The 25,271-nt window shown below is 64.8% G+C and carries 28 protein-coding genes; 22 read left to right on the top strand and 6 right to left on the bottom strand.

The genetic code is table 11. The features are described 5' to 3' along the window. Positions 1-57 precede the first annotated feature (57 nt). The 4 genes from SZ55_RS23255 (at position 58) to SZ55_RS23240 (ending at position 3,176) form a co-directional block, all read left to right on the top strand. On the top strand, positions 58-1,026 hold the full coding sequence (locus SZ55_RS23255; protein ID WP_044412381.1) for a GTP 3',8-cyclase MoaA: 969 nt from the start codon (positions 58-60) through the stop codon (positions 1,024-1,026). Between the two features lie 25 nt (positions 1,027-1,051). After that, complete coding sequence (locus SZ55_RS23250; protein WP_044412378.1) at positions 1,052-1,939, top strand: radical SAM protein; 888 nt, start codon at positions 1,052-1,054, stop codon at positions 1,937-1,939. 63 nt (positions 1,940-2,002) lie between these two features. Continuing rightward, complete coding sequence (locus SZ55_RS23245) at positions 2,003-2,605, top strand: DUF4823 domain-containing protein (RefSeq protein WP_044412375.1); 603 nt, start codon at positions 2,003-2,005, stop codon at positions 2,603-2,605. Positions 2,606-2,615: 10 nt separating this feature from the next. Next, complete coding sequence (locus tag SZ55_RS23240; protein ID WP_044412372.1) at positions 2,616-3,176, top strand: DUF1285 domain-containing protein; 561 nt, start codon at positions 2,616-2,618, stop codon at positions 3,174-3,176. Positions 3,177-3,232: 56 nt separating this feature from the next. Here SZ55_RS23240 and SZ55_RS23235 read toward each other — a convergent pair whose 3' ends face one another. Continuing rightward, positions 3,233-4,897, bottom strand: coding sequence for an electron transfer flavoprotein-ubiquinone oxidoreductase (locus SZ55_RS23235; RefSeq protein ID WP_044412369.1), 1,665 nt, complete (start codon positions 4,895-4,897; stop codon positions 3,233-3,235). A 322-nt stretch (positions 4,898-5,219) separates the two neighbouring features. Between SZ55_RS23235 and SZ55_RS23230 the strand changes: the two genes are divergently transcribed. Both SZ55_RS23230 and SZ55_RS23225 read left to right on the top strand, forming a co-directional pair. After that, the gene (locus SZ55_RS23230; protein WP_044412366.1) at positions 5,220-5,969 is read left to right on the top strand and encodes an electron transfer flavoprotein subunit beta/FixA family protein; all 750 of its coding nucleotides are present in this window, start codon (positions 5,220-5,222) and stop codon (positions 5,967-5,969) included. After that, the gene (locus SZ55_RS23225; protein ID WP_044412364.1) at positions 5,970-6,899 is read left to right on the top strand and encodes an electron transfer flavoprotein subunit alpha/FixB family protein; all 930 of its coding nucleotides are present in this window, start codon (positions 5,970-5,972) and stop codon (positions 6,897-6,899) included. 202 nt (positions 6,900-7,101) lie between these two features. On the opposite strand, the gene SZ55_RS23220 is transcribed toward SZ55_RS23225, so the two are convergent. After that, a complete protein-coding gene (locus tag SZ55_RS23220; RefSeq protein ID WP_044412362.1) occupies positions 7,102-8,652 on the bottom strand; it encodes a glycoside hydrolase family 17 protein in 1,551 nt (516 codons plus the stop codon). Between the two features lie 115 nt (positions 8,653-8,767). Beyond that, positions 8,768-8,989: a DUF2061 domain-containing protein gene (locus tag SZ55_RS23215; RefSeq protein ID WP_044412359.1), complete on the bottom strand. Its 222-nt coding sequence runs from the start codon at positions 8,987-8,989 to the stop codon at positions 8,768-8,770. Between the two features lie 223 nt (positions 8,990-9,212). Between SZ55_RS23215 and SZ55_RS23210 the strand changes: the two genes are divergently transcribed. Together SZ55_RS23210 and SZ55_RS23205 are read left to right on the top strand one after the other, a co-directional pair. Continuing rightward, positions 9,213-9,524 carry a DUF485 domain-containing protein gene (locus tag SZ55_RS23210; RefSeq protein WP_044412356.1) on the top strand — a complete coding sequence of 104 codons (312 nt, stop codon included), beginning with the start codon at positions 9,213-9,215 and terminating at the stop codon, positions 9,522-9,524. Continuing rightward, entirely contained in the window at positions 9,521-11,188 is a 1,668-nt protein-coding gene (locus SZ55_RS23205; protein ID WP_044412354.1) for a cation acetate symporter, read from the top strand. The genes SZ55_RS23210 and SZ55_RS23205 overlap by 4 nt, the downstream gene beginning before the upstream one ends. 71 nt (positions 11,189-11,259) lie before the next feature. On the opposite strand, the gene SZ55_RS27700 is transcribed toward SZ55_RS23205, so the two are convergent. After that, positions 11,260-11,418, bottom strand: coding sequence for a DUF3309 family protein (locus tag SZ55_RS27700; protein WP_044412351.1), 159 nt, complete (start codon positions 11,416-11,418; stop codon positions 11,260-11,262). A gap of 175 nt (positions 11,419-11,593) precedes the next feature. On the opposite strand from SZ55_RS27700, the gene SZ55_RS23195 reads away from it, so the two are divergent. The 7 genes from SZ55_RS23195 to SZ55_RS23165 all read left to right on the top strand — a co-directional run bounded on the left by SZ55_RS23195 (position 11,594) and on the right by SZ55_RS23165 (position 16,136). Continuing rightward, the gene (locus SZ55_RS23195) at positions 11,594-11,971 is read left to right on the top strand and encodes a DUF2784 domain-containing protein (RefSeq protein WP_044412348.1); all 378 of its coding nucleotides are present in this window, start codon (positions 11,594-11,596) and stop codon (positions 11,969-11,971) included. A 148-nt stretch (positions 11,972-12,119) separates the two neighbouring features. Then, positions 12,120-12,932, top strand: a complete 813-nt coding sequence (locus SZ55_RS23190; RefSeq protein WP_044412342.1) for an SDR family oxidoreductase — start codon at positions 12,120-12,122, stop codon at positions 12,930-12,932. Positions 12,933-13,059: 127 nt separating this feature from the next. Further along, positions 13,060-14,199, top strand: coding sequence for an MFS transporter (locus SZ55_RS23185; protein ID WP_236692475.1), 1,140 nt, complete (start codon positions 13,060-13,062; stop codon positions 14,197-14,199). Positions 14,200-14,267: 68 nt separating this feature from the next. Beyond that, the gene (locus SZ55_RS23180) at positions 14,268-14,696 is read left to right on the top strand and encodes a hypothetical protein (protein WP_044412337.1); all 429 of its coding nucleotides are present in this window, start codon (positions 14,268-14,270) and stop codon (positions 14,694-14,696) included. Positions 14,697-14,739: 43 nt separating this feature from the next. Then, positions 14,740-15,072 carry a YnfA family protein gene (locus SZ55_RS23175; RefSeq protein WP_044412334.1) on the top strand — a complete coding sequence of 111 codons (333 nt, stop codon included), beginning with the start codon at positions 14,740-14,742 and terminating at the stop codon, positions 15,070-15,072. A gap of 136 nt (positions 15,073-15,208) precedes the next feature. Beyond that, positions 15,209-15,523 (top strand): hypothetical protein, encoded by a 315-nt coding sequence (locus SZ55_RS23170; RefSeq protein ID WP_044412331.1) that lies wholly within the window; start codon positions 15,209-15,211, stop codon positions 15,521-15,523. Positions 15,524-15,710: 187 nt separating this feature from the next. After that, positions 15,711-16,136, top strand: a complete 426-nt coding sequence (locus SZ55_RS23165; protein ID WP_044412328.1) for an organic hydroperoxide resistance protein — start codon at positions 15,711-15,713, stop codon at positions 16,134-16,136. Between the two features lie 45 nt (positions 16,137-16,181). On the opposite strand, the gene mdtI is transcribed toward SZ55_RS23165, so the two are convergent. Both mdtI and SZ55_RS23155 read right to left on the bottom strand, forming a co-directional pair. Beyond that, positions 16,182-16,511: a multidrug/spermidine efflux SMR transporter subunit MdtI gene (gene mdtI, locus SZ55_RS23160; RefSeq protein ID WP_044412325.1), complete on the bottom strand. Its 330-nt coding sequence runs from the start codon at positions 16,509-16,511 to the stop codon at positions 16,182-16,184. After that, positions 16,508-16,864, bottom strand: a complete 357-nt coding sequence (locus tag SZ55_RS23155) for an SMR family transporter (RefSeq protein ID WP_044412322.1) — start codon at positions 16,862-16,864, stop codon at positions 16,508-16,510. The genes mdtI and SZ55_RS23155 overlap by 4 nt, the downstream gene beginning before the upstream one ends. 515 nt (positions 16,865-17,379) lie before the next feature. On the opposite strand from SZ55_RS23155, the gene acs reads away from it, so the two are divergent. From acs to argR, 7 genes are all read left to right on the top strand, one after another. Next, positions 17,380-19,335 carry an acetate--CoA ligase gene (gene acs, locus SZ55_RS23150; protein WP_044412319.1) on the top strand — a complete coding sequence of 652 codons (1,956 nt, stop codon included), beginning with the start codon at positions 17,380-17,382 and terminating at the stop codon, positions 19,333-19,335. A gap of 546 nt (positions 19,336-19,881) precedes the next feature. After that, positions 19,882-20,664, top strand: a complete 783-nt coding sequence (locus SZ55_RS23145) for an ABC transporter substrate-binding protein (RefSeq protein WP_044412316.1) — start codon at positions 19,882-19,884, stop codon at positions 20,662-20,664. Positions 20,665-20,837: 173 nt separating this feature from the next. After that, on the top strand, positions 20,838-21,527 hold the full coding sequence (locus SZ55_RS23140) for an ABC transporter permease (protein ID WP_044412314.1): 690 nt from the start codon (positions 20,838-20,840) through the stop codon (positions 21,525-21,527). A gap of 16 nt (positions 21,528-21,543) precedes the next feature. Then, a complete protein-coding gene (locus SZ55_RS23135; RefSeq protein ID WP_044412311.1) occupies positions 21,544-22,242 on the top strand; it encodes an ABC transporter permease in 699 nt (232 codons plus the stop codon). Between the two features lie 4 nt (positions 22,243-22,246). After that, the gene (locus SZ55_RS23130; RefSeq protein ID WP_044412308.1) at positions 22,247-23,359 is read left to right on the top strand and encodes a succinylglutamate desuccinylase/aspartoacylase family protein; all 1,113 of its coding nucleotides are present in this window, start codon (positions 22,247-22,249) and stop codon (positions 23,357-23,359) included. Between the two features lie 24 nt (positions 23,360-23,383). Further along, a complete protein-coding gene (gene aotP / locus SZ55_RS23125; protein WP_044412306.1) occupies positions 23,384-24,148 on the top strand; it encodes an arginine/ornithine transport ATP-binding protein AotP in 765 nt (254 codons plus the stop codon). Between the two features lie 30 nt (positions 24,149-24,178). Continuing rightward, positions 24,179-25,159 carry a transcriptional regulator ArgR gene (argR, locus tag SZ55_RS23120; protein ID WP_044412304.1) on the top strand — a complete coding sequence of 327 codons (981 nt, stop codon included), beginning with the start codon at positions 24,179-24,181 and terminating at the stop codon, positions 25,157-25,159. Positions 25,160-25,271 lie beyond the last annotated feature (112 nt).

Genomic DNA, 25,271 nt, shown 5'->3' with positions numbered 1-25,271 from the left:
ATGGGACGGGCTCGGGGCCCGGCGATATACTGCGCCACCCCCTCCTCGGAGCGTCCCGTGATCGTCGATCGACAAGGCAGGCGGTTTCGTAACCTGCGCATCAGCCTCACTGCCGCTTGCAACTATGCCTGCACCTACTGCGTGCCTGACGGCAAGCGCCTGGTCGCCGCCCATGACGAGTTGCCTGCCGATGCGCTGGTGCGCGGTGTGGCCTACCTGATCGAAGCCGCAGGCATCGAACGGTTGCGCATCACCGGCGGAGAGCCCTTGGTCAGCCCCAAGCTCGAAGCCTTTCTGGATGGCATCGGCCAGCTCGGTCTCGATGACATCAGCCTGACCACCAATGGCCAGCTGCTTTCCCGCAAGTTTCCCGCGCTGCTTGCCAGCGGCATCCGTCGCCTCAATGTTTCCCTGGATACCCTCGATGCGGATGCCTTCCGCCGGATCGCCAGGGGAGGAGACCTGGCGTCCGTGCTTCGTGGAATGGATGAAGCGGCCGCTGCCGGGATCAGGATCAAGGTCAACATGGTACCGCTGCGGGGCCAGAACCTCGACCAGGTGCTGCCCCTGCTGGAGTACTGCCTGGCGCGCGGTTTCGAGCTGCGCTTCATCGAGCTGATGCGCATGGGGCACCTGGCACGCGACGCGGCTGGTTTCCAGCGTCAGTTCGTCGGCCTGGATGAACTGCTGGCCGCCGTTGGCGAACGGTACGCCTATGTTCAGGCCGATGCGCCGGTGGACGCGACCGCGTTGCGCTATGAGATTCCGGGACGCGGCCACTTCGGGGTGATCGCCAATGAGAGCGTGCCCTTCTGCCGGACCTGTTCGCGCCTGCGCCTGTCGTCCACGGGCTGGCTGCATGGCTGCCTGTCCTCCAGCAATCGTCACTATGTGGGGGACTTGCTGCACAAACCCCGTCACCAGGCACTCCCTGCACTGCAGCGGCTGCTCGTCAGCGCATTGGCGGACAAGCAGGATGTCGCCTTCTCCGGTGGTGTGACGGTCATGAAGATCATCGGCGGCTGATGGCCGCCTCGGCGAGAAACAGCCCATGAGCTTTCCCGTTTCCTATATCGAACCCGTGTTCCGGCCGCCGAGTGAGGCGAACTCCCTGATCCTGCCGGTGACCAACGGCTGTTCGTGGAACCAGTGCACCTTTTGCGAGATGTACACGCAGCCCCAGAAGAAATTCCGGGCACGTGACGAAGCGCAAGTGCTGGAGGAAATCCGTCGTTGCGGCGAACAACTGATCGTCCAGCGGGTTTTCCTGGCTGATGGCGATGCGCTGGTGCTGCCGACTCACCGCCTGCTGACGATCCTCCGCGCCATTGCCGAGCACCTGCCGGAGGTGACGCGTGTCTCCAGCTATTGCCTGCCGAGGAACTTGCGTCGCAAATCGGTCGAGGAGCTAAAGGAGCTGGCCGATGCGGGCTTGGGGATGGTGTATGTCGGTGCCGAGTCGGGGGACGACGAGGTGCTGGACCGGGTCAACAAGGGTGAAACCGCGGCCTCGACCCGCGATGCATTGCTGAAGCTCGGCGAGGCTGGCATCGCCCGTTCGGTGATGATCCTCAACGGGCTGGGCGGAACGGGGCTCAGTGACCAGCATGCTGATCATTCCGCGCAGTTGATGAACGAGACCCAGCCCGAATTTCTCTCCACGCTGGTGGTCAGCTTTCCAATGGGGGATGACCGCCTGCGGTCGCGTTTCGAGGATTTCCGTCCCCTGGACCAGATCGGCCTGTTCCGCGAAGTCGAGCGGATGCTGGAGGGGCTGGAGCTGCACGACACGGTCTTTCGCAGTGACCATGCGTCCAACTACCTGGTCCTCAAGGGGCAGCTGGGAGCGGACAAGCCGCGCCTGCTGGAGCAGGTGCGCCAGGCCATCGCTGCGCCTGGGCGCGCCAATCTTCGCCAGGAATGGCAGCGCGGGTTGTGATGGCGCGGAACCTGCATTTCATACCGCCAGTGCCGGATTTACGTCGCTGGACGGAGGAACGTTATGCATAGGCTGATGGTGTTGCTGGTGATCGTGGCGTTGGGTGGCTGCATGAAGGTGAGCGACCTGGCCCTGGGCGCGCGGGACCACATGAGCGATGCGGGCCTGCTGGACCACAGCGAGACGCGCCGTGCCAATACGTGGCGCCTGCAGGCGGACTCCCTCATCTATATCGCCCAGAGCGCCTTCATGCCGGAGAACGGCACCCATACCCGGCCGAACGTGGTGGCGGAGGAGGCGTTCCGGGGCTTCGTCGAGTATTTCCCCATGGTCCGTCGCGCACGCCAGCCAGTGAGCCTGGAGCAGGCGATGAGCGAGGCGCGGGCGGTTGGGGCGAACTACCTGCTGTATACGCGCTTCGCCGATGCGGATGACCGGATCGGCACGCTGGAAGAGTGGGAGGACCAGGAAGCGGTGGATCGGCTCGGCGTCGACAACGGCGTGATCCAGCTGATGCTGATCGAGACCAACACCCGCTACCTGGTGGACACCGCGCGGATCACCAACCGCGGCGGGCTGTTCACCTTCTATGACCAGAAGCCCGAGGACCTGATCGGTCCGCCCCTGAGAGAGTACGCGCGCAGCCTGTTGGGGCTGAGCCGCTGAGGAGGATGCCATGAGCGATACAGGCAAGGCAGGTGATCTGCTGGCACAGCTGCCCAAGGGAAAGGGGCTGCCACCTGTCCACCTGTGGAACCCCGATTTCTGTGGCGACATCGACATGCGCATCGCCCGGGACGGGACCTGGTACTACCTTGGTTCGCCCATCGGGCGGAAGCCGATGGTGCGGCTGTTCTCGTCCATCATCCGCCGTGACGGCGATGACTACTTCCTGGTGACACCGGTGGAAAAGGTCGGCATCACCGTCGAGGACGCGCCCTTTGTTGCGGTAAGTGTCGAGGTGAGCGGGGAGGGCGAGCGTCAGGTGCTGCGCTTCGTCACGCATGTCGAGGACGAGGTGGAGGCCGGCGCCGAGCATCCCATTCGCGTGGTGATCGATCCGGTCACCCAGGAGCCTTCGCCCTATGTGCATGTGCGGGCCAACCTGGAGGCGCTGATCCACCGCAACGTCTTCTACCAACTGGTCGAGCTGGCGGTGGTGCGCGAGATCGATGGTCGTCGCTGGCTGGGGGTGTGGTCGGGCGGGAAGTTCTTCCCGATCGGCGAGGAGCCTTGATCGGCTTCCCACAAGCAACAAAAAAGGCCCCTTGGGGCCTTTTCTGTTTGTTGCGATTACATGTTGGGGTAGTTCGGGCCGCCGGTGCCTTCCGGGGCAACCCAGGTGATGTTCTGCGCCGGGTCCTTGATGTCGCAGGTCTTGCAGTGGACGCAGTTCTGGGCGTTGATCTGGAAGCGCTTGTTGCCGTCTTCCTGGGTCACCACCTCGTATACGCCGGCCGGGCAGTAGCGTTGGGCGGGTTCGTCGTACAGCGGCAGGTTCTTCTCGAGCGGAATGCTCGGGTCGGTGAGCTTCAGGTGGCAGGGTTGTTCCTCTTCATGGTTGGTGTTGGAGAGGAATACCGAGGACAGCTTGTCGAAGCTGATCTTGCCGTCCGGCTTCGGATAGTCGATGCGCTGGGACTGGGCGGCGGGCTTCAGGCAGGCGTAGTCCGGCTTGTTGTCACGCAGGGTGAAGGGGATCTTGCCGCCGAACCAGTTCTGGTCGATGTAGTTGAACGCACCGCCGACCAGGGCGCCGTACTTGTGGATGGCGGCACCGAAGTTGCGGCTGCAGAACAGCTCGTCGTACAGCCAGCTGGACTTGAAGGCATCGACGTAGCCGGTCAGTTCGTCGCCACCTTCTTTGCCAGCGGCCAGGGCGGCGGCGATGGCCTCCGCAGCGAGCATGCCGGACTTCATGGCGGTGTGGCTGCCCTTGATCTTGGCGAAGTTCAGGGTGCCCAGGTCGCAGCCGATCAGCGCGCCGCCCGGGAAGACCATCTTCGGCAGGGAGTTCAGACCGCCCTTGCAGATGGCGCGGGCACCGTAGGCGACGCGCTTGCCGCCTTCCAGGTACTGCTTGATCACCGGGTGGTGCTTGTAGCGCTGGAACTCGTCGAACGGCGAAAGGTAGGGGTTGGCGTAGGACAGGTCGATGATCAGACCCACGACCACCTGGTTGTTCTCCAGGTGATAGAGGAAGGACCCGCCGGTGTTCTCGGTGCCCATGATGTCCATCGGCCAGCCGGCGGTGTGCACCACCAGGCCCTGCTCGTGCTTGGACGGGTCGATGTCCCAGATCTCCTTGATGCCGATGCCGTAGTGCTGGGCGTCGGCCTCGGAGTCGAGGTTGTATTTCTTGATCAGCTGCTTGCCGATGTGGCCACGGCAGCCTTCGGCGAACAGGGTGTACTTGGCACGCAGTTCCATGCCGGGGGTGTAGTAGCCTTCCTTCGGATGGCCTTCCCGGTCGACACCGAGGTCGCCGGTGACGATGCCGCGCACCACGCCATTCTCGTCGATCAGCGCTTCCTGGGCGGCGAAGCCCGGGTAGATCTCGACGCCCAGGCCTTCGGCCTGCTGGGCCAGCCAGCGGCACAGGTTGCCCAGGGAGATGATGTAGTTGCCCTCGTTGTGCATGGTCTTGGGCACGAAGAGGTCGGGGATCTTGATCGCGCCCTCGGCATCCTTGAGCATATAGATGTCGTCGCGCTTGACCGGAGTGTTCAGCGGAGCGCCCAGCTCCTTCCAGTCAGGGAACAGTTCGTTGAGCGCGCGGGGTTCGAAGACTGCACCCGAGAGGATGTGGGCGCCGACTTCGGAACCTTTCTCGACCACGCATACGCTGATCTCCTGACCAGCTTCGGCGGCCTTCTGCTTCAGTCGGCATGCTGCGGACAGGCCAGACGGGCCGGCGCCGACGATGACGACGTCGAATTCCATGTATTCGCGTTCCACTGTCTATCTCCTCAAGGCTCTCTTCGATGTTTTATGTGGGAGGGCTAGGCTCGATCCCTGACCAGAGCTGGCGCATTATATCCACACCCTTTGGCGGGTCCAATACAAACGTTTGTTTGAATTTTGTCAAAGCCTGATAGGATAAGGCTCTGCGGCTTATGACTGGGTATTTTCCCGTATTGACCGGTTTGGGTGTTACGGTCAAGATACGGTCGGTTTTGCACTCGCCGTATGGGCTGACCGTCGGTTCCGGCCGATGAGCATCACCCGCCAGGTTCGCCTTGGCGACATTCTTATTTCACCGGAGAGTAACGAGGAATCCATGAAGGTTCTTGTAGCTGTCAAACGAGTGGTCGACTACAACGTCAAGGTCCGCGTCAAGGCGGACAACTCCGGCGTCGACCTCGCCAACGTCAAGATGTCGATGAACCCCTTCTGCGAGATCGCTGTCGAAGAGGCCGTGCGTCTGAAGGAAAAAGGCGTCGCGACCGAAATCGTCGTCGTCACCATTGGCCCGAACACCGCTCAAGAGCAGCTGCGTACTGCCCTGGCCCTCGGTGCTGACCGCGCCATCCTGGTCGAGTCGGCCGATGAGCTGAATTCCCTGGCCGTCGCCAAGCTGCTGAAAGCCGTCGTGGACAAGGAGCAACCCCAGCTCGTGATCCTCGGCAAGCAGTCCATCGACAGCGACAACAACCAGACCGGCCAGATGCTGGGCGCCCTCACTGGCTTCGCCCAGGGCACCTTCGCCTCCAAGGTCGATGTCGCTGGCGACAAGGTCAACGTCACCCGTGAGATCGACGGCGGCCTGCAGACCGTGGCCCTGAACCTCCCGGCCATCGTCACCACCGACCTGCGTCTGAACGAGCCGCGCTACGCTTCGCTGCCGAACATCATGAAGGCCAAGAAGAAGCCGCTGGACGTGGTTACCCCCGACGCCCTGGGCGTTTCCACCGCCTCCACCGTCAAGACCCTGAAAGTCGAAGCGCCTGCTGCCCGCAGCGCCGGCATCAAGGTCAAGTCCGTGGCTGAACTGGTCGAGAAACTGAAGAACGAGGCGAAGGTAATCTAAATGGCTATCCTGGTTATCGCTGAACACACTAACTCCGCCCTGGCCGCCGCTACCCTGAACGTAGTGACCGCTGCCCAGAAGATCGGCGGCGACATTCACGTCCTGGTTGCCGGTTCCGGCGTTGGCGGTGCTGCCGAAGCGGCTGCCAAGGTTGCTGGCGTTTCCAAGGTACTGGTTGCTGACAACGCGGCTTTCGCCCATCAGCTGCCGGAAAACGTCGCGCCCCTGATCGCCGAGCTGGGCAAGGGCTACAGCCACGTTCTGGCTGCTGCCACCACCAACGGCAAGAACTTCCTGCCGCGCGCTGCTGCGCTGCTGGACGTCGACCAGATCTCCGAGATCATCGCCGTTGAAAGTGCCGACACCTTCAAGCGTCCGATCTACGCCGGTAACGCCATTGCCACCGTGCAGTCCACTGCTGCCATCAAGGTGATCACCGTTCGTACCACCGGCTTCGACGCTGCTGCTGCCGAAGGTGGCTCCGCCGCCATCGAAGCCGTGGGCGCTGCCAACGACGCTGGCAAGTCCGCCTTCGTGGGTGAAGAGCTGGCCAAGTCCGACCGTCCCGAACTGACCGCAGCCAAGATCGTCGTCTCCGGCGGCCGTGGCATGGGCAACGGTGACAACTTCAAGCACCTGTACTCCCTGGCCGACAAGCTGGGCGCTGCCGTCGGTGCTTCCCGCGCCGCCGTCGACGCCGGCTTCGTGCCGAACGACATGCAGGTCGGCCAGACCGGCAAGATCGTCGCCCCGCAGTTGTACATCGCCGTGGGCATCTCCGGTGCCATCCAGCACCTGGCCGGCATGAAGGACTCCAAGGTCATCGTCGCCATCAACAAGGACGAAGAAGCCCCGATCTTCCAGGTGGCTGACTACGGCCTGGTGGCTGACCTGTTCGAAGCCGTACCCGAGCTGGAAAAGCTGGTCTGATCCCGCTGCTCCAGTCGTGAAGAAGCCCGCTTCCTGGCGGGCTTTTTCATGCCTGCATGATTCCTGGCGGCAACCTTCCTGACCTGTCTCCTGATGTCTGCACGTACGTCCCTGCTTCGCTCATGGACGGCGCTGCAGCCCCCGTTCGACTCCCAACAAAAAGCCCGCCATGAGGCGGGCTCTTCGAGCGATCCAGCCGGTCTCAGCGTGTCAGCTTCAGGCTGCGAACCATCGCCAGGGTCATCAGCAGGGCGGTGGCAGCCCAGCCGATGGCCTGGATGTTGCCCAGGGTTTCCTCGACGAGCTGGGGAATGATCCCCAGGCCGATCATCAGGGCCAGCAGCAGCGTCTCGCGGCGCGAGGCGCTGACCGGGCGGGCGAGATAGAACAGCGCCGGCAGCAGCAGTGCTGCGCTGGGGAAGCTGCGGTAGCGCGCATCGAACACCAGGCCCAGCATCAGCACCGCGCCGACGAAGCCGGCACCGAGCAGCCACCAGCCGCCACGGGCTTCCAGCCAGGCGAACAGGCGTTCACGCGCTGCACCTCGGGCGGACAGACTCAGCACACCGTGGGCCAGCACCACCAGGTTCAGCGCCACGATGGTGGCGGCCCAGGCCCACTCGCCGGCATAGCGTGCGGTCACGCGGGTCAGCTCGGCCCACATGCCGATGCTGCCGGCGCCCAGGGCGGCCAGCAGCGGCATCAGCCAGGCCGCGCGCACCGAGGCGGGGCGGCCACCCAGAGCGAGGGCGACCAGGAACAACAGGGCGCTGGCGCCCAGCCAGTTCGGCCAGTGGGGGAGGTTGGAGACCGGCCCGGCCAGCACGCCTTTCTCGGTACGGTCGGCGCTGAACAGGCCCCAGTAGCCGCCCACCGCGCCTTCGCTGACGCGCTTCCAGGGCTGGTCGAAGGCTTCGATCAGGTTGTAGCGCCAGCCGTTTTCCTCGGCCATGTGGACGAAGCCACGGATGAACTTGGCCTCGTTCACGCGGCTGGGCAGGGCGGTTTCGCGCTGGCGTCCCTCGCTGGGCCAGCCGGTCTCGCCGATCAGGATGTCCTTGGGCGCGAAGCGCTTGCCGAAGTCCTCGCGGATCTCGCCGACGTGGGCGAGGGCCTCGTCGATCCCCGCCGGGTCGTCTTCCCAGTAGGGCAGCAGGTGGATGGTGAGGAAGTCCACCGCCGGAGCCACCTCCGGATGGCGCAGCCAGAACTCCCACACATCGGCGTAGGTCACCGGTTGCTTCACCTGGGCTTTCACCTCGGTGATGAGCTTGGCCAACTGGGCGCCGGTCACCTCCTTGCGCAGCAGGGTCTCGTTACCGACGATCACTGCCTCGACCACGTCCGGGTTGGCGTTGGCGGCTTTCACCAGCGCGGTGATTTCCTTGCCGGTGTCCACCGGGTTGCCGTTGACCCAGGCGCCGAGCATCAGCTTCAGCCCATGCTTGCGAGCCAGCTCCGGCATGGCTTCGAGGCCGGTCATCGAATAGGTGCGCACGCAGTGGAAGCGCGTCGCCAGCAGCGCCAGGTCGGCATCCATGCGTTCGGGGCGCAGGACGAACGGCTGGTCGAACGGCGATTGGTCCTTGTCGAACGGGCTGTAGGACGCGCATTGCAGCTTGTGGGTCGGCGTGGCGGCGTCCGGCAGGATCACCGGCTTGCCCTGGCCGTACCAGAGGCCGGCGAGCGACAACAGGGCGATCAGAGATGCGAACAGGTAGGGGAACAGGGGGAATCGGCTGGTTGGGCTCATTGGATGTGTCGCGGCTGGCGGCAAAGCGCCGAATCTTAGCGGATTAGCACCCTGCGTAGGAATGTGCCTTTCCTTCCGACCCGCCGCTGCCTGTGTCCAGTCGTTACCGATGCCCTCAGGCGTGGCGATGACCCCAGCCCGCAAAGCCGTTCGCACCATCGATGCCGCGGGCTTCCAGGCGCTTCCAGAGCTTCTCGTGCAGGTGGAAACCCACCGAGTTCACCAAGGGTTCCACCAGGGCCACCAGGCCGCCGACCGTCACGCTGCCGGTGAGCAGGTAGGCCACCGTGAAGGCGATGCCGAAGTGCATGAGGGTGAAGGTCACGGTCTTGAGCATGATGGTGCTCCGCAGTTGAGAATGATTCATGTTAGCCAGGCTAATGGCCGTGCGGCGCGGAAGGAAATGCAACGCGGGAATAGTGGCGATAGCCCCGGTCAATCAAGGGTGTACGACCTTGGTCTAGAAAGCGGCGGCGCTACGACTAAGGTCGTCTGTCACCCGTGCATGGTCGATCTAGAGTTGCTTTCACCACCCATGTGCTGTGGAGGACAACAACAAAATGAACGACAGCATTTACCAACGGATTCACGAGAATCCACGCTTCAAGGAACTGGTGACCAAGCGTGAACGTTTCGCCTGGTTGCTCTCTGCCATCATGCTCGGCCTCTACCTGGCCTTCATCCTGCTGATCGCCTTCGAGCCGCAAGTACTGGGCATGCGCCTCAGTGCCGATTCGCCGATCACCCTCGGCATCCCGATCGGCGTCGGGATCATCCTCACCGCCTTCGTCCTGACCGGTGTCTACGTGCGCCGCGCCAACGGCGAGTTCGACCGGCTGAACCAGGAAATCCTCAAGGAGGCGCAGCAATGAGCGCGCGTATTCTCTCGCTTCTTGCCGCCGCGGGCCTGATGGTCGCCGCGCCGGCACTCTGGGCAGCCGGTGCCATCGAAGGCGATGTGCAACGCCAGCCGGTGAACGTGTCCGCCATCGTCATGTTCGTGGCCTTCGTCGGCTTCACCCTCTGCATCACCTACTGGGCCTCCAAGCGCAGCAAGTCGACTGCCGACTTCTACACCGCCGGCGGCAGCATCACCGGCTTCCAGAACGGCCTGGCCATCGCCGGCGACTACATGTCCGCCGCGTCCTTCCTGGGCATTTCCGCGCTGGTATTCACCTCGGGCTATGACGGCCTGATCTACTCCATCGGCTTCCTCGTCGGTTGGCCGGTGATCCTGTTCCTGATCGCCGAACGCCTGCGCAACCTCGGCAAGTACACCTTCGCCGACGTCGCCTCCTACCGCCTGAAGCAGAAGGAAATCCGCACCCTCTCTGCCTGCGGTTCGCTGGTGGTGGTGGCCTTCTACCTGATCGCGCAGATGGTCGGTGCCGGCAAGCTGATCGAGTTGCTGTTCGGCCTGAACTACCACGTCGCCGTGGTCCTGGTGGGCATCCTGATGGTCTGCTACGTGCTGTTCGGCGGCATGCTGGCCACCACCTGGGTCCAGATCATCAAGGCCGTGCTGCTGCTCTCCGGCGCCTCCTTCATGGCGATCATGGTGCTCAAGCACGTCAACTTCGACTTCGCTGCCCTGTTCAGCGAGGCCATCAAGGTCCACCCGAAAGGCGAGGCCATCATGAGCCCCGGCGGCTTGGTGAAAGACCCGATCTCGGCCATCTCCCTGGGCCTGGCGCTGATGTTCGGCACCGCTGGCCTGCCGCACATCCTGATGCGATTCTTCACCGTGAGCGATGCCAAGGAAGCTCGTAAATCGGTGTTCTTCGCCACCGGCTTCATCGGCTACTTCTACATCCTGACCTTCATCATCGGCTTCGGCGCCATCCTGCTGGTCAGCACCAACCCTGCCTTCAAGGACGCCACCGGCGCCCTCATCGGCGGCAACAACATGGCGGCGGTGCACCTGGCCAACGCCGTGGGTGGCAGCCTGTTCCTCGGCTTCATCTCCGCCGTTGCCTTCGCCACCATCCTCGCGGTCGTGGCAGGCCTGACCCTGGCGGGCGCCTCGGCCGTGTCCCACGACCTGTACGCCTCCGTGGTCAAGAAGGGCAAGGCCAACGAAAAGGATGAGCTGCGCGTCTCGAAGATCACCACCGTCGCACTGGGCGTCCTGGCCATCGGCCTGGGCATCCTGTTCGAGAAGCAGAACATCGCCTTCATGGTGGGCCTGGCCTTCTCCATCGCCGCCAGCTGCAACTTCCCGGTGCTGATCCTTTCCATGTACTGGAAGAAGCTGACCACTCGTGGCGCCATGATCGGTGGCTGGCTGGGCCTGGTAACGGCTGTCACGCTGATGATCCTCGGCCCGACCATCTGGGTTCAGATCCTCGGCCACGCCGAAGCCATCTACCCCTACGAGTACCCGGCCCTGTTCTCCATCCTGGTGGCCTTCGTCGGTATCTGGTTCTTCTCCATCACCGACAAGTCCGCAGCGGCTGATGAAGAGCGTGCGCGCTTCTTCCCGCAGTTCGTCCGCTCCCAGACCGGCCTGGGTGCCAGTGGCGCCGTCGCCCACTGATCGCTCGGCCAACAAGAAGAAGGGCAGCCATTGGCTGCCCTTTTTCTTTTCCGAGCCGGTCGTTCGCCGCGCTAGATGCGGCCCAGCAGCATCAGCACGATGAGGATCACCAACAGCGCACCGACGATACCGGACGGGCCATAGCCCCAGGAGCGGGAGTGCGGGAAGACCGGCAGTCCGCCGACCAGCAGGAGGATCAGGATCAGCAGCAGGATGGTGCTCAGGCCCATGGTGGACTCCTTGTTTCTGATTGGTTCTGGACTTCCTGGCGCAGGGCGGCGAGGCTTTGCGGCCTTTTCTACCCGTGCCTATGTGTTCCGACTTCAGCGGTGCGCAGCGGGTTCAGGGTGTTTTCATTCCAGCCTTATCAAGGAGGCGGCGCGGGGATGCGCCGACAGCGAGCGGATGATCGAACGGATCGCGGCGGATGCGGTGGTGCTGGTGCACCTGGCCTTCATTCTTTTCGTGCTGCTGGGTGGGTTGGCTGTGCTGATGCGCACCTGGATGGCGATGCTGCATCTGCCGGCCGTGGCCTGGGGCGCCTGCGTGGAACTGCTGCACCTGCGCTGTCCGCTGACGGACCTGGAAAACAGCTTGCGGCACGCGGCTGGCGAGTCGGGGTACCCCGGTGGCTTCGTCGAGCGCTACATCTTGCCGGTGATCTACCCGGCCGGGTTGACCGACGCCATCCAGCTCTGGCTGGGCGCCGTGGTCATCAGCCTCAACCTGCTGGTCTACGGGCTGGTGCTGTGGCGGGCGCTGAAGCGCCGCACGGCCTTCTGAGGCGTTCTCGGGGATGCCGCTCGCGGGGCGCTGCGCAAGCCCGTGAAGCAACGTTTTGCACCGGTCATTCAGCGTCCTGATTTCGCGCTTCGGCGCCAGGGGCCTCGCTACACTGCGGGCATCTAGCACAGCAGAAGGCACCCTCACCATGCACAACCGCATCATGATCACTGGCGCCGGCTCGGGCCTGGGCCGCGAGATCGCCCTGCGCTGGGCCCGCGAAGGCAGCAAGCTCGCCCTGTCCGATGTCAACGAGGCCGGCCTGGCGGAAACCCTCGCCCTGGTTCGCGAAGCCGGCGGCGATGGCTTCACCCAGCGTTGCGACGTGCGTGACTACAGCCAGCTCACCGCATTCGCCCAGGCCTGCGAGCAGAAGCTCGGCGGCATCGACATCATCGTCAACAACGCCGGAGTGGCCTCCGGCGGCTTCTTCGAGGAACTGTCCCTGGAGGATTGGGACTGGCAGATCGCGATCAACCTCATGGGCGTGGTCAAGGGCTGCAAGGCCTTCCTGCCGCTGCTGCAGAAGAGCCGTGGGCGCATCGTCAACATCGCCTCCATGGCGGCGCTGATGCAGGGTCCGGCCATGAGCAACTACAACGTGGCCAAGGCCGGCGTGGTGGCCCTGTCGGAAAGCCTGCTGATCGAATTGCGCCAGGAGGGTATCGGCGTCCATGTGGTCTGCCCATCCTTCTTCCAGACCAACCTGCTGGACTCCTTCCGTGGCCCGACCCCGGCCATGAAGCAGCAGGTGGGCAAGCTGCTGGAAAGCTCGCCGATCAGCGCCGCCGACATCGCCAGCTATATCTACGACGAAGTGGCCGCCGGCACCTTCATGATCCTGCCCCACGAACAGGGCCGGATGGCCTGGACCATCAAGCAGAAGAACCCCCAGGCCCTCTACGACGAAATGGCCGCCATGGCCGAGAAAATGCGCGCCAGGAACCGTCAGGCGTCCTGATCGCTCGGTCAATTTATGGGGCTTCCAGCCTTGCCTGGCCGGGGAGGGGAGTAGTAGGGTTCCGCTCCCCGACCTGCCTGTCGACGACCCTGGAAGCCCTGTGAAGCCTGTATCCCGAGCCCTCCTGATGCTCGCCCTGGTGCTGGGCGCGATCAACCTTCGCCCCGGCATCACTTCCCTCGCCCCGCTCATCGAGCGCATTGCCGCCGAGTTGTCCCTGAGCCGCGGGCTGATCAGCCTGACCACCGCACTGCCCGTCCTCTGCATGGGGCTGCTGGCCCCGCTGGCGCCGCGTCTGGCTGTGCGCTTCGGGCTGGAGCGGGTCATCGCCGGCTGCCTGGGGTTGATCGGCTTGGCCCTGGCGGCCCGTCTCGGGTCGCACCACAGCGCCGTGCTGATCGGCAGCGCGGCCGCCCTGGGCGCCGGCATCGCCATCGCCGGCCCACTGATGTCGGGTTTCATCAAGCGCCATTTCCATGACCACGTCGGCCGGGTCGTCGCCTGGTATGCCCTGAGCATGACCGTGGGCGGTGCAGCCGGTGCGGTGCTCACCGAGCCGGTGGTGGCGCTAGCCCAGGGTGGCTGGCACCTGGGCCTGGCCGCCTGGGCCATTCCCGCCGGGGTGGCGATGCTGCTCTGGCTTTGCCTGCCCAACCGGGCCGAAAAAGCCGAGGAGGGCGGGGCGGCAGGCCTGCCCTGGCGTGAGCCGCGTGCGTGGTTGATCACCGCCTTCTTCGCCATCCAGGCCGGCTTGTTCTATGCCCTGGCCACCTGGCTGGTGGCCCGCTACGGCGAGGCCGGCTTCAGCAGCCTGCGCAGCAACAGCCTGTTCAGCCTGTTCATGCTGATGGGGCTGCCCAGTTCCTTCGTGCTGCCCTGGCTGGCCCAGCGTTTCGGCAACCGCTATCACCTGCTGCTGGCCTGCGGCTTCATCAGCACGCTGTGCCTGGCGATGATCACCTTCGCGCCGACCCAGGTGCCCGAGCTCTGGGCGCTGTTGCTGGGCCTGGGGCTCTCCGGTTCCTTCTCCCTGGCCATGGTGCTGCCGCTCTACGAGGTGAACAGTTCCCTCGCCGTCAGCCGCTGGACGGCGATGATGCTGTTCGCCGGCTACAGCCTCGGCAGCCTGACGCCGGTGCTCGCCGGCCTCGGCCGGGACCTGGCGGGCGACTACCAGGGGCCCTTCATGGTCATCACCGCGCTGGCCTCGCTGCTCTGCGTGCTGGCCTGGCTGCTGGGGCGCGGCAAGGCGGATGCGCGGAAATAGCGCGCAGTTCCTTTCCTGGCCGCCGGCCCTGTGTTAGAAGGCTGCCTCAGTTTTCCTGGAGTGCTTGTGTGGACTCTGAATCCATCGTCTATGGCTGCATCCGCGACTGGCCGTCCGATGATCCCGAGGTGCTGGATCATCGCCGCGAGACCAACCGCGCGGTGATCGAGCGCCTGCCTGCCGGCGATATCTGGCCCTTTCTCGGCCGCGAGATGTTCTCCTTCAGCCGCCGCCCCGGGCTCGGCCTCTACCAGACCCAGGTGATTCACTTCGGCGCCAGCTACCCCGCCATCGAGTACGAGTGGAACCTCTGGGTGAAGCAGTTCGAGGCGTTGCTGGAGCAGCTCTACTGGGGCAGCGCCGTGGTGCACCTGGAGACGGAGCTCAACGGCACCCACACCTTCCGCTGGGAAAGCGAACAGGGCTTCCACAGCCCGCAGGAAGCCGGCCTGCGCGTGCGCTGCGCCTGGGAACGGGAAGGCGCGTTGCGCGGTTGACATCAGGCGGCCGGCTCCGGCCGCACTCGCCCTGGAGGCACCCATGCTCAACTACCTGTGGTTCTTTCTCGCGGCGCTGTTCGAGATCGCCGGCTGCTACGCCTTCTGGATGTGGTTGCGGCTTGGACGCAGTGCGCTGTGGATCGCCCCCGGGCTGTTGAGCCTCACCCTGTTCGCCCTCCTGCTCACCCGGGTCGAAGCGGCCTACGCGGGGCGGGCCTACGCCGCCTACGGCGGGGTCTACATCGTCGCGTCACTCTGCTGGCTGGCCTTCGTCGAGCGCACCCGCCCGCTGGCCAGCGACTGGCTGGGCGCGGCGCTCTGCATCATCGGTGCCGCCATCATCCTGCTCGGGTCGCGCGTTTCCTCGTCCTGACCCCTCCGTCGCGTTCGTCTGATCCTGTTACCGGTTTGGGTGGAAAGCCGCCCTGCGACTGCTAGATTTTCGCACTCGGTGTTCGAAGATCCCTACGTCAGGCCCGCTCAACCATAACAAGCAGGACGGACCCGCCATGGATACCTGCCAATCGTTTTCGACCGTCGAAATCAAGAACCTGGTGTTCCAGCACCTGTGCGACTGCTCGCCTGCCCAGCAGGTGGTGTTCGCCGCCTGCCGCGTGCCCTTCTATGCCTGCACCCGCCTGCGCTCCGGCGAGCCGGAGGATGTGCTGGTGGTGGCCGAACTGCCCAATGGCATCCTCTATTTCGGCGAGGGTGACGAAGGCTTCGGGCTCGGCCTGCCGGACGGGCAGGGGCGGCTGCATTGCCAGGGGCAATACGCCCTCGCACTGACCCAAGCGCTCAGCCGAGCGGGTTTTCATCGCTAGGCGCGCGGGCGCTGCGCTGGGCTTATGCCTCGCTGGAATGAAGCCATAGCGAAATGATCCAATGAAATACCTTGCGTGCAAAATTAATGAGCGATAAATTTATCGCCATGAAGATTTGAGCGCTAAATGAAATCGCGCAAATCGAATCGGATCTACCCCAACGCAACCTGATCACGAGGATCGCACCATGAGCATCGAAAACGTCGTGTACCGCGCCTACGCAGAAGCCACCGGTGGCCGTGATGGCCGTGCCGTTTCCTCCGATGGCGTGCTGGACGTCGCCCTGACCACCCCGCGCGAACTGGGCGGTGCCGGCGGCTCTGGCACCAACCCCGAGCAACTTTTCGCGGCCGGTTACTCGGCGTGCTTCATCGGTGCGATGAAGTTTGTCGCGGCACGGGACAAGTACCCGATGCCGGCTGACGCCTCCATCGAAGGGATCGTCGGCATCGGCGCCATCCCCAACGGCTTCGGCATCGAGGTGGAGCTGCAGATCAGCCTGCCGGGGATGGACAAGGCCCAGGCCCGCGAACTGGTGGACAAGGCCCACATCGTCTGCCCGTACTCCAACGCCACCCGCGGCAACATCGACGTCACCCTGACCCTGGTCTGACCGTCGGCACAAATGAAGAAGGCCCCTCACGGGGCCTTTTTCATGTCAGGCGAGTTTCAGCAGGGTCATGCCGCCTACCAGCAAGCTCAGGCCGAGCCAGCCGCGCCAGGCCAGCCGCTGGCCGAACAGGGCCCAGCCCAGGGCAACGGTGGCGATGATGCCGAAGCCGCCCCAGATGGCGTAGGCCATCGACAGCTCCATGCCCTGCACCGCCTGGGCCAGCGCGGTGAAGGCCGCGAGGATGCAGAGGATGGACAGGCCGCCGAGCAGGCGCCGGCGGAAGCCGTCGGAGTACTTGAGCAGGATGTTGGCCAGGACTTCCAGGACGATGGCCACGCCCAGCCAGGCGAAGTGAATCCAGGTCACGGTGCTCATGCTGCCACCTCCTGGCGAGTCGGCTCGGTCGAGCTGTGGGTACCGAACTTGATCAGCAGGATGCCGGCGATCATCACGCCGATGCCCAGCGCCTTGGCCAGGCCGAGGCTTTCCCCCAGCCAGGCGACGCTGACGGCGGTGATCAGCACGATGCCGATGCCCTCCCAGAGGGCGTAGGCGACCCCGACCGGGACGCGTTTGACGGCCAGTGCCAGGAAGAAATACGACAGACCGATCAGCCCGTACATCAGCAGGTGCCCCAGCACCGGGTTGTTTTCGTTGGCAAAGGACATGGAGGTGGTGCCGACGACCTCGAAGAAGATCGCCGTTAGAAGATAGATCCAGGAACGCATGGTGCCCTCCCATGGGCATTGCGGGCTCGCCGGCAGTGGCGAATCGCCCGTGTTTCGGTTTCGGGTGTGCGCAGGGCGCAGGTGGCCGAAGTCGTCCGGCCCGAATGGGAGGGGCGCTACAGGTCGCCGGTCCAGTGGCCCTCGCGGGACACCAGACGGGAGAAGGACAGGGAAGGGGAGTGACTGTTCAACATAATGAACGAAATATTAACTTTAGGTATCCATGCGTATCAATCGATAGGTTTTGGCTAAATATTTCCGCAATTGTTACGGGTTTGAGCGCGCCTGCTTTCGGGGTTGGCAAAAACCTGTTCGCTTTATTGATCGTTTTGGGGCTTCGGCGCCCTGGCGCGGCAGACGCTGCCAGGGGCACCTGGAAAACGCGCTGGATGGCCCGTTTCACGGGGCTTAGACCATGGTCCAAGTCCGGTAAGACCATGGTCGAATGGCCCCACTGACAGGCGGGGGATACAAAAGACGGCATACAAAAACAACTACCCGTCGAGGTATGAGACATGAGTGCTGCTTCACTGTATCCGGTGCGTCCCGAGGTGGCTGAAAAGTCGCTGACCAACGAGGCGACCTATAAGGCCATGTACCAGCAGTCGGTGATCAACCCCGATGGTTTCTGGCGCGAGCAGGCTCAGCGCATCGACTGGATCAAGCCGTTCACCAAGGTCAAGCAGACCTCCTTCGACGACCACCACGTCGACATCAAGTGGTTCGCCGACGGCACCCTCAACCTCTCCGCCAACTGCCTGGACCGTCACCTCGCCGAGCGCGGCGACCAGCTGGCGATCATCTGGGAAGGCGACGACCCGTCCGAGCACCGCAACATCACCTACCGCGAGCTGCACGAAGAAGTGTGCAAGTTCGCCAACGCCCTGCGCGGCCAGGATGTGCACCGCGGTGACGTGGTCACCATCTACATGCCGATGATCCCCGAGGCGGTGGTGGCCATGCTGGCCTGCACCCGCATCGGCGCCATCCATTCCGTGGTCTTCGGCGGCTTCTCCCCCGAAGCCCTGGCCGGTCGCATCATCGACTGCAAGTCCAAGGTGGTGATCACCGCCGACGAAGGCCTGCGTGGCGGCAAGAAGACCCCGCTGAAAGCCAATGTCGACGACGCCCTGACCAACCCCGAGACCAACAGCGTCCAGAAGCTCATCGTGGTCAAGCGCACCGGCTCCACCATCAAGTGGAACCCGCACCGCGACGTCTGGTACGAGGACCTGATGAAGGTCGCCTCCAGCCAGTGCCTGCCGAAGGAGATGGGTGCCGAGGACCCGCTGTTCATCCTCTACACCTCCGGCTCCACCGGTAAGCCCAAGGGCGTGCTGCACACCACCGGCGGCTACCTGGTCTACGCCTCGCTGACCCATGAGCGCGTGTTCGACTACCGCCCGGGCGAAGTCTTCTGGTGCACCGCCGACATCGGCTGGGTCACAGGCCACACCTACCTGGTGTACGGGCCGCTCTCCAACGGTGCCACCACCCTGATGTTCGAGGGCGTGCCGAACTACCCGGACGTCAGCCGCGTCGCCAAGATCATCGACAAGCACAAGGTCAACATCCTCTACACCGCCCCCACCGCCATCCGCGCGATGATGGCCGAGGGCAAGGCCGCCGTGGCCGGTGCCGACGGCTCCAGCCTGCGCCTGCTGGGTTCGGTGGGCGAGCCGATCAACCCGGAGGCCTGGCACTGGTACTACGAGAACGTCGGTCAGTCCCGTTGCCCGATCGTCGACACCTGGTGGCAGACCGAGACCGGCGCCTGCCTGATGACCCCGCTGCCGGGGGCTCACGCCCTCAAGCCGGGCTCTGCCGCGCGGCCCTTCTTCGGCGTGCAGCCGGCCCTGGTGGACAACCTGGGCAACCTGATCGAGGGTGCCGCCGAAGGCAACCTGGTGATCATCGACTCCTGGCCGGGTCAGGCCCGTACCCTGTACGGCGACCACGACCGCTACGTCGACACCTACTTCAAGACCTTCAAGGGCATGTACTTCACCGGTGACGGTGCCCGTCGCGATGAAGACGGCTACTACTGGATCACCGGCCGCGTCGACGACGTGCTCAACGTCTCCGGCCACCGCATGGGCACCGCCGAGATCGAGAGCGCCATGGTCGCCCACCCGAAAGTCGCCGAGGCCGCCGTGGTCGGTGTCCCCCACGACATCAAGGGGCAGGGCATCTACGTCTACGTCACCCTCAACGCCGGCGTGGAATCCTCCGAAGCGCTGCGCCAGGAGCTGAAGCAGTGGGTGCGCCGCGAGATCGGCCCCATCGCCACACCGGACGTCATCCAGTGGGCACCCGGCCTGCCCAAGACCCGCTCCGGCAAGATCATGCGCCGCATCCTGCGCAAGATCGCCGTGGCCGAGTACGACACCCTCGGCGACATCTCCACGCTGGCTGATCCTGGCGTGGTGCAGCACCTCATCGACACCCATCGCACCATGCAGGCCGCCTGACCCGGCGACCTCCCGCTCCAGCGAACGCCCCGCCCGGCCACAAGCCCGGCGGGGCGTTCTGCTTCTGGTCGATTGATATCGGACGGTGCCAGCGGCTGGCGCGTGGCAACGGGGTATAGCGAGCGGTAACAGTCGGGGTGTAACCTTGCGCGCCATTCTGGGGCGCCTGGGAGCAGATTGCCCCGGGCTGGTGCTGAATGAGGTGGGGCTGACAGCCCGGTAGCGGGCTGGAGCGCCCGTTTTTACTGGGGTTGTTGGAAAGTGGTCTGGTAATTGCTTTTCCAGAAGGTTCTGAATTGAACTGCCTAGTCACGAAAGCAGGTTGCTGTCAACCTCTCCATCCCGGCCGTCCTGGCCTTTTGTAATTTGTTGTCGCATTGAAGAAATATCGACTTTAGGGCTGTCGCTAGAATGCCGCTCACCCGGCCAAGGCCATTTCCCTGAGTTCAATCAAGGTAAATTCCGCGCCTATTTCTACAATTCGCTGAATGGTCTGGGCACGATCTCTCCTGCCAGCAGATGCTTCCCTATTCCAAGGAGTCAAACATGAAGAAGATTGCCCTTCTCGGCGCTCTGGCGCTGACCCTGCTGTCGCCGCTGGCAGCCACTGCCGATGATTCCAAGCCCCTGCGCATTGGCATCGAGGCCGCTTACCCGCCCTTCGCCTTCAAGACCCCGGACGGCAAGATCACCGGCTTCGACTACGACATCGGCAACGCCCTCTGCGAAGAGATGAAGGTCAAGTGCCAATGGATCGAGCAGGAGTTCGACGGCCTGATCCCCGCCCTCAAGGTGCGCAAGTTCGACGCCGTGCTGTCCTCGATGACCATCACCGAAGACCGCAAGAAGTCCGTCGACTTCACCAACCGCTACTACCTGACCCCGATCAAGCTGGCGATGAAGGCCGGCACCGTGATCAACGACCCGCTGGTGGACCTGAAGGGCAAGAAGGTCGGCGTCCAGCGCGCCAGCACCTACGACCGCTTCGCCACCGAGGTCTACGCCCCGGCCGGCATCGAAGTGGTGCGCTACAGCTCGCAGAACGAAGTGTTCCTCGACATGACCGCCGGCCGCCTCGACGCGACCCTGGCCGATGCCGTGAACATCGACGACGGCTTCCTCAAGACCGAAGCCGGCAAGGGCTTCGCCCTGGTAGGCCCGGACTACACCGATCCGAAGTACTTCGGTGAAGGCGCCGGCATCGCCGTTCGCAAGGGCGACAAGGCCCTGGCGGACAAGATCAACGCCGCCATCGCCGCCATCCGTGCCAACGGCAAGTACAAGGAAGTCCAGGACAAGTACTTCCAGTTCAACATCTACGGCGAGTAATCCCCTCCGCCCTTCCCCGGAAGTGGCACAACCAGGACGTTGAGGTCGCGCGTGCGACCACGGCACCGCGCGACCGGGCGTCACGGTCGGCGGCTAACCTGCAGGTTGTGCCACTTTTTCATTGCAGCGGTGCTGTCCGGTTTCACCTGGGGCGCTGCAAGAGGACCTGAAACATGCTCAACGGCTACGGCTCGACCATTCTCGAGGGTGCCTGGCTCACCCTGCTGCTGGCGCTGTCCTCCATGTCCATGGCCATCCTGCTCGGCCTGGTCGGCGCGGCCTTCCGCCTGTCGCCGGTGCGCTGGCTGGCCATCATGGGGGATGCCTATGCCACCGTGGTCCGCGGCATTCCCGACCTGGTGCTGATCCTGCTGATCTTCTACGGCGGCCAGCAGGTGGTGAACCTGGTGGGGCCGATGGTTGGCTATGACGACTACATCGACCTCGACCCGTTCTGGTCCGGGGTCTTCACCCTCGGCTTCATCTTCGGTGCCTACCTGTCCGAGACCTTCCGGGGTGCCTTCATGGCCATCCCGAAAGGGCAGGGCGAGGCCGGCTTCGCCTACGGCATGAACGGTCGCCAGGTGTTCTTCCGCATCCTCGTGCCGCAAATGATCCGCTTCGCCATCCCCGGCTTCACCAACAACTGGCTGGTGCTGACCAAGGCCACCGCGCTGGTGTCCGTGGTGGGCCTGCAGGACATGATGTTCAAGGCAAAGAGCGCGGCGGATGCCACCCGCGAGCCCTTCACCTTCTTCCTGGCCGTGGCGGGTCTGTACCTGGTGCTGACCAGCGTGTCGCTGCTGGCGTTGCGCTTCCTGGAAAAACGTTACTCCGTCGGCATCAAGGCCGCCGATCTGTGAGCGAGAGGGCGCATCCGTGATCTTCGACTACACCGTCATCTACGAGAACCTGCCGCTCTACTTCAGCGGCGTGCTGGTGACCCTCAAGTTGCTGGCCATTTCCCTGGCCGTCGGCCTGCTGGTGGCCGTGCCCCTGGCGCTGATGCGGGTCTCCAAGCAGCCCATGGTCAACTTCCCGGCCTGGCTCTACACCTACGTCATCCGCGGCACCCCGATGCTGGTGCAGCTGTTCCTCATCTACTACGGCCTGGCCCAGTTCGAGGCCGTGCGCGCAAGCTGGCTCTGGCCCTACCTGTCCAACGCCACCTTCTGCGCCTGCCTGGCGTTCGCCATCAACACCAGTGCCTACACCGCCGAGATCCTCGCCGGCAGCCTCAAGGCCACGCCCCATGGCGAGATCGAAGCGGCCAAGGCCATCGGCATGTCCCGCGCCAAGCTGTACCGCCGTATCCTGCTGCCCTCGGCCCTGCGCCGTGCGCTGCCGCAGTACAGCAACGAAGTGATCATGATGCTGCACACCACAAGCCTGGCCTCCATCGTCACCCTGGTGGACATCACCGGCGCCGCGCGCACTGTGAACTCGCAGTACTACCTGCCGTTCGAAGCATTCATCACCGCCGGCCTGTTCTACCTGTGCCTGACCTTCATCCTGGTGCGCCTGTTCAAGCTGGCCGAGCGCCGCTGGCTGGCCTACCTGGCCCCGCGCAAGGCCTGATGCCATGGAGCGCATCGACCACGAACTGCCCTGGGGCCTGCCCGGTACCCGCCGCCAGCTGAGCGTCTTCCGCTTCGGCGCCGGCGCGCGCAAGGCGTACCTGCAGGCGTCCCTGCATGCCGACGAACTGCCGGGCATGCGCGTGGCGGTGGAGCTCAAGCGGCGCCTGGCCGAACTGGAGGCCGAAGGCCGCCTGACCGGCTGCATCGAACTGGTGCCGGTGGCCAACCCCATCGGCCTCGGCCAGGTGCTGCAGGCCACTCACCTGGGTCGCTTCGAGTTCACCAGTGGGCGCAACTTCAACCGGGGCTTCGTCGACCTGGCGGCCCAGATCGAGGCCGGCCTTGAAGGGCGTCTGGGTGATGATGCCGATGCCAACCGCACCACCATCCGCGAGGCCATGCAGGCCGCCCTGCGCCAGCTGCCGCCGGCCACTTCGGAGCTGGAGGGGCTGCAGCGCCTGCTGCTGACCCACGCCTGCGACGCCGACCTGGTGCTGGACCTGCATTGCGACCTGGAGGCGGCCGTGCACCTTTACTGCCTGCCGCAGCACGCCGCTCCGCTGGCCGGGCTCTCGGCCCGCCTGGGGGCCGCTGCCGTGCTCACCGCTGAAGAGTCCGGCGGCAGCTCCTTCGACGAGGCCTGCTCGCTGCCCTGGCTGCGCCTGGCGCAGCGCTTCCCGCAGGCGACGATTCCGCTGGCCTGCGTGGCCAGCACGGTCGAGCTGGGCGGCGTGGCCGATACCGACCGCCCGCTGTCCGAAGCTCGCGCCGAGGCCATCCTCGCAGTGCTCGCCGAGCACGGGCTGATCGACGGTGACTGGCCGGTCGCGCCGCCGGCACTGTGCGAGCCGACCCCCTTCGAGGGCACCGAACTGCTCTATCCGCCCCATGCCGGCGTGGTCAGCTTCCTGCAGCCTGCCGGTGCGCGGGTCGGGGCTGGCGAGCCGCTGTTCGAAGTGATCGACCCCTTGAGCGACCGCCATTCCACGGTGTGCGCCACGGTGGACGGCGTGCTGTTCGCCCGTGAGCGCACCCGCTTCGCCCAACCCGGACTGTGGCTGGCCAAGGTGGCCGGCCGTGAACCCATTCGTCAGGGACGCTTGCTGAGCGACTGATCCAATCGCATCGAGACCGAGACCATGTACAAACTGGAAGTCCAAGACCTGCACAAGCGCTACGGCAGCCATGAAGTCCTCAAGGGCGTCTCCCTGGCCGCCAAGGCGGGCGATGTGATCAGCATCATCGGCTCGAGCGGATCGGGCAAAAGTACCTTCCTGCGCTGCATCAACCTGCTGGAGCAGCCCCACGGCGGCAAGATCCTGCTCAATGGCGAGGAGCTCAAGCTGGTGGCCAACAAGGACGGCGGCCTCAAGGCGGCCGACCCCAAGCAGCTGCAGCGCATGCGCTCGCGCCTGGCCATGGTGTTCCAGCACTTCAACCTGTGGTCGCACATGAGCGCCCTGGAGAACGTCATCGAAGCGCCGGTGCACGTGCTCGGCGTGTCGAAGAAGGAAGCCATCGAGAAGGCCGAGCACTACCTGGCCAAGGTCGGCGTGGCCCACCGCAAGGACGCCTACCCGGCGCACATGTCCGGCGGTGAGCAGCAGCGCGTCGCCATCGCCCGCGCCCTGGCGGTGGAGCCGGAGGTGATGCTGTTCGACGAGCCCACTTCCGCCCTCGACCCTGAACTGGTGGGCGAGGTGCTCAAGGTGATGAAGGACCTGGCCCTGGAGGGCCGCACCATGGTGGTGGTCACCCACGAGATGGGCTTCGCCCGCGAGGTGTCCAACCAGTTGATTTTCCTGCACAAGGGCGTGGTCGAAGAGACCGGCTGCCCGAAGGATGTGTTGGCCAATCCACAATCCGAGCGGCTCAAGCAGTTCCTCTCCGGAAGCCTCAAGTAAATCGTGCCGACTGAGGCTAAGCTGCCTGCCATGACTGCCCAACGAATCGGTTTCCTGCTCTGGCCCGGCACCAAGGCCATGACCCTGGCGCTGGCCGAGGAGGCCCTGCGCGTCGCCCAGCGCCTGCACCCGGAAGTGGTCTACGACCTGCACTTCCTCCAGGCCGAGGCACCGGCCGAAGGCGGCTGGCGCCTGCCGGGCGAGCCCTGGACCGGCAGGCTGGAAGGGCTGACGCGCCTGTTCCTGCTGGCCGACGAACCACCGGCGACGGTGTCCGTCGGGCTGGCCACGGCACTGAAGCAGGTGGCCCGCACCGGCTGCGTGGTGGGCGGGCTCTCCGCCGGGGTCTACCCGTTGGCGCAACTGGGCCTGCTGGACGGTTACCGCGCGGCGGTGCACTGGCGCTGGCAGGACGATTTCAGCGAGCGCTTCCCCAAGGTCATCGCCACCAGCCACCTGTTCGACTGGGACCGCGACCGCCTCACCGCCTGCGGCGGCCTGGCGGTGCTCGACCTGCTGCTGGCGGTGCTGGCCCGTGATCACGGTGCCGAGCTGGCCGGCGCGGTGTCCGAGGAGCTGGTGGTGGAGCGCATCCGCGAAGGCGGCGAGCGCCAGCGCATCCCGCTGCAGAACCGCCTCGGCTCCAGCCACCCGAAGCTCACCCAGGCGGTGCTGCTGATGGAGGCCAACATCGAGGAGCCGCTGACCACCGACGAGATCGCCCAGCACGTGTGCGTGTCGCGCCGCCAGCTGGAGCGCATCTTCAAGCAGTACCTCAACCGCGTGCCCAGCCAGTACTACCTGGAACTGCGCCTGAACAAGGCCCGGCAGATGCTGATGCAGACCAGCAAGTCGATCATCCAGATCGGCCTGTCCTGCGGCTTCTCCTCCGGCCCGCACTTCTCCAGCGCCTACCGCAACTTCTTCGGCGTCACCCCCCGCGAAGACCGCAACCAGCGGCGCAGCGGCGGCCCCTTCGACAACCAGCCGGCACTGTCCGAGCGCGGCTGATCACCGGCGCCGGGCGGGCGGCTTGCAGCGCCCGGCGCCTCGTTCCTGTCTTCCTTGTGCTGGCAGCCCCGGTCGCGGGTGCGGCGTGCCGGTGCATGGCGTCTCGATGCGC

This window comes from Pseudomonas sp. FeS53a (assembly GCF_000931385.1).
GTDB classification, from domain to species: Bacteria; Pseudomonadota; Gammaproteobacteria; order Pseudomonadales; family Pseudomonadaceae; genus Metapseudomonas; species Metapseudomonas otitidis.
Note: the sequence above shows the minus strand (reverse complement) of the source record. Positions and strands in the feature narration are given on the sequence as shown.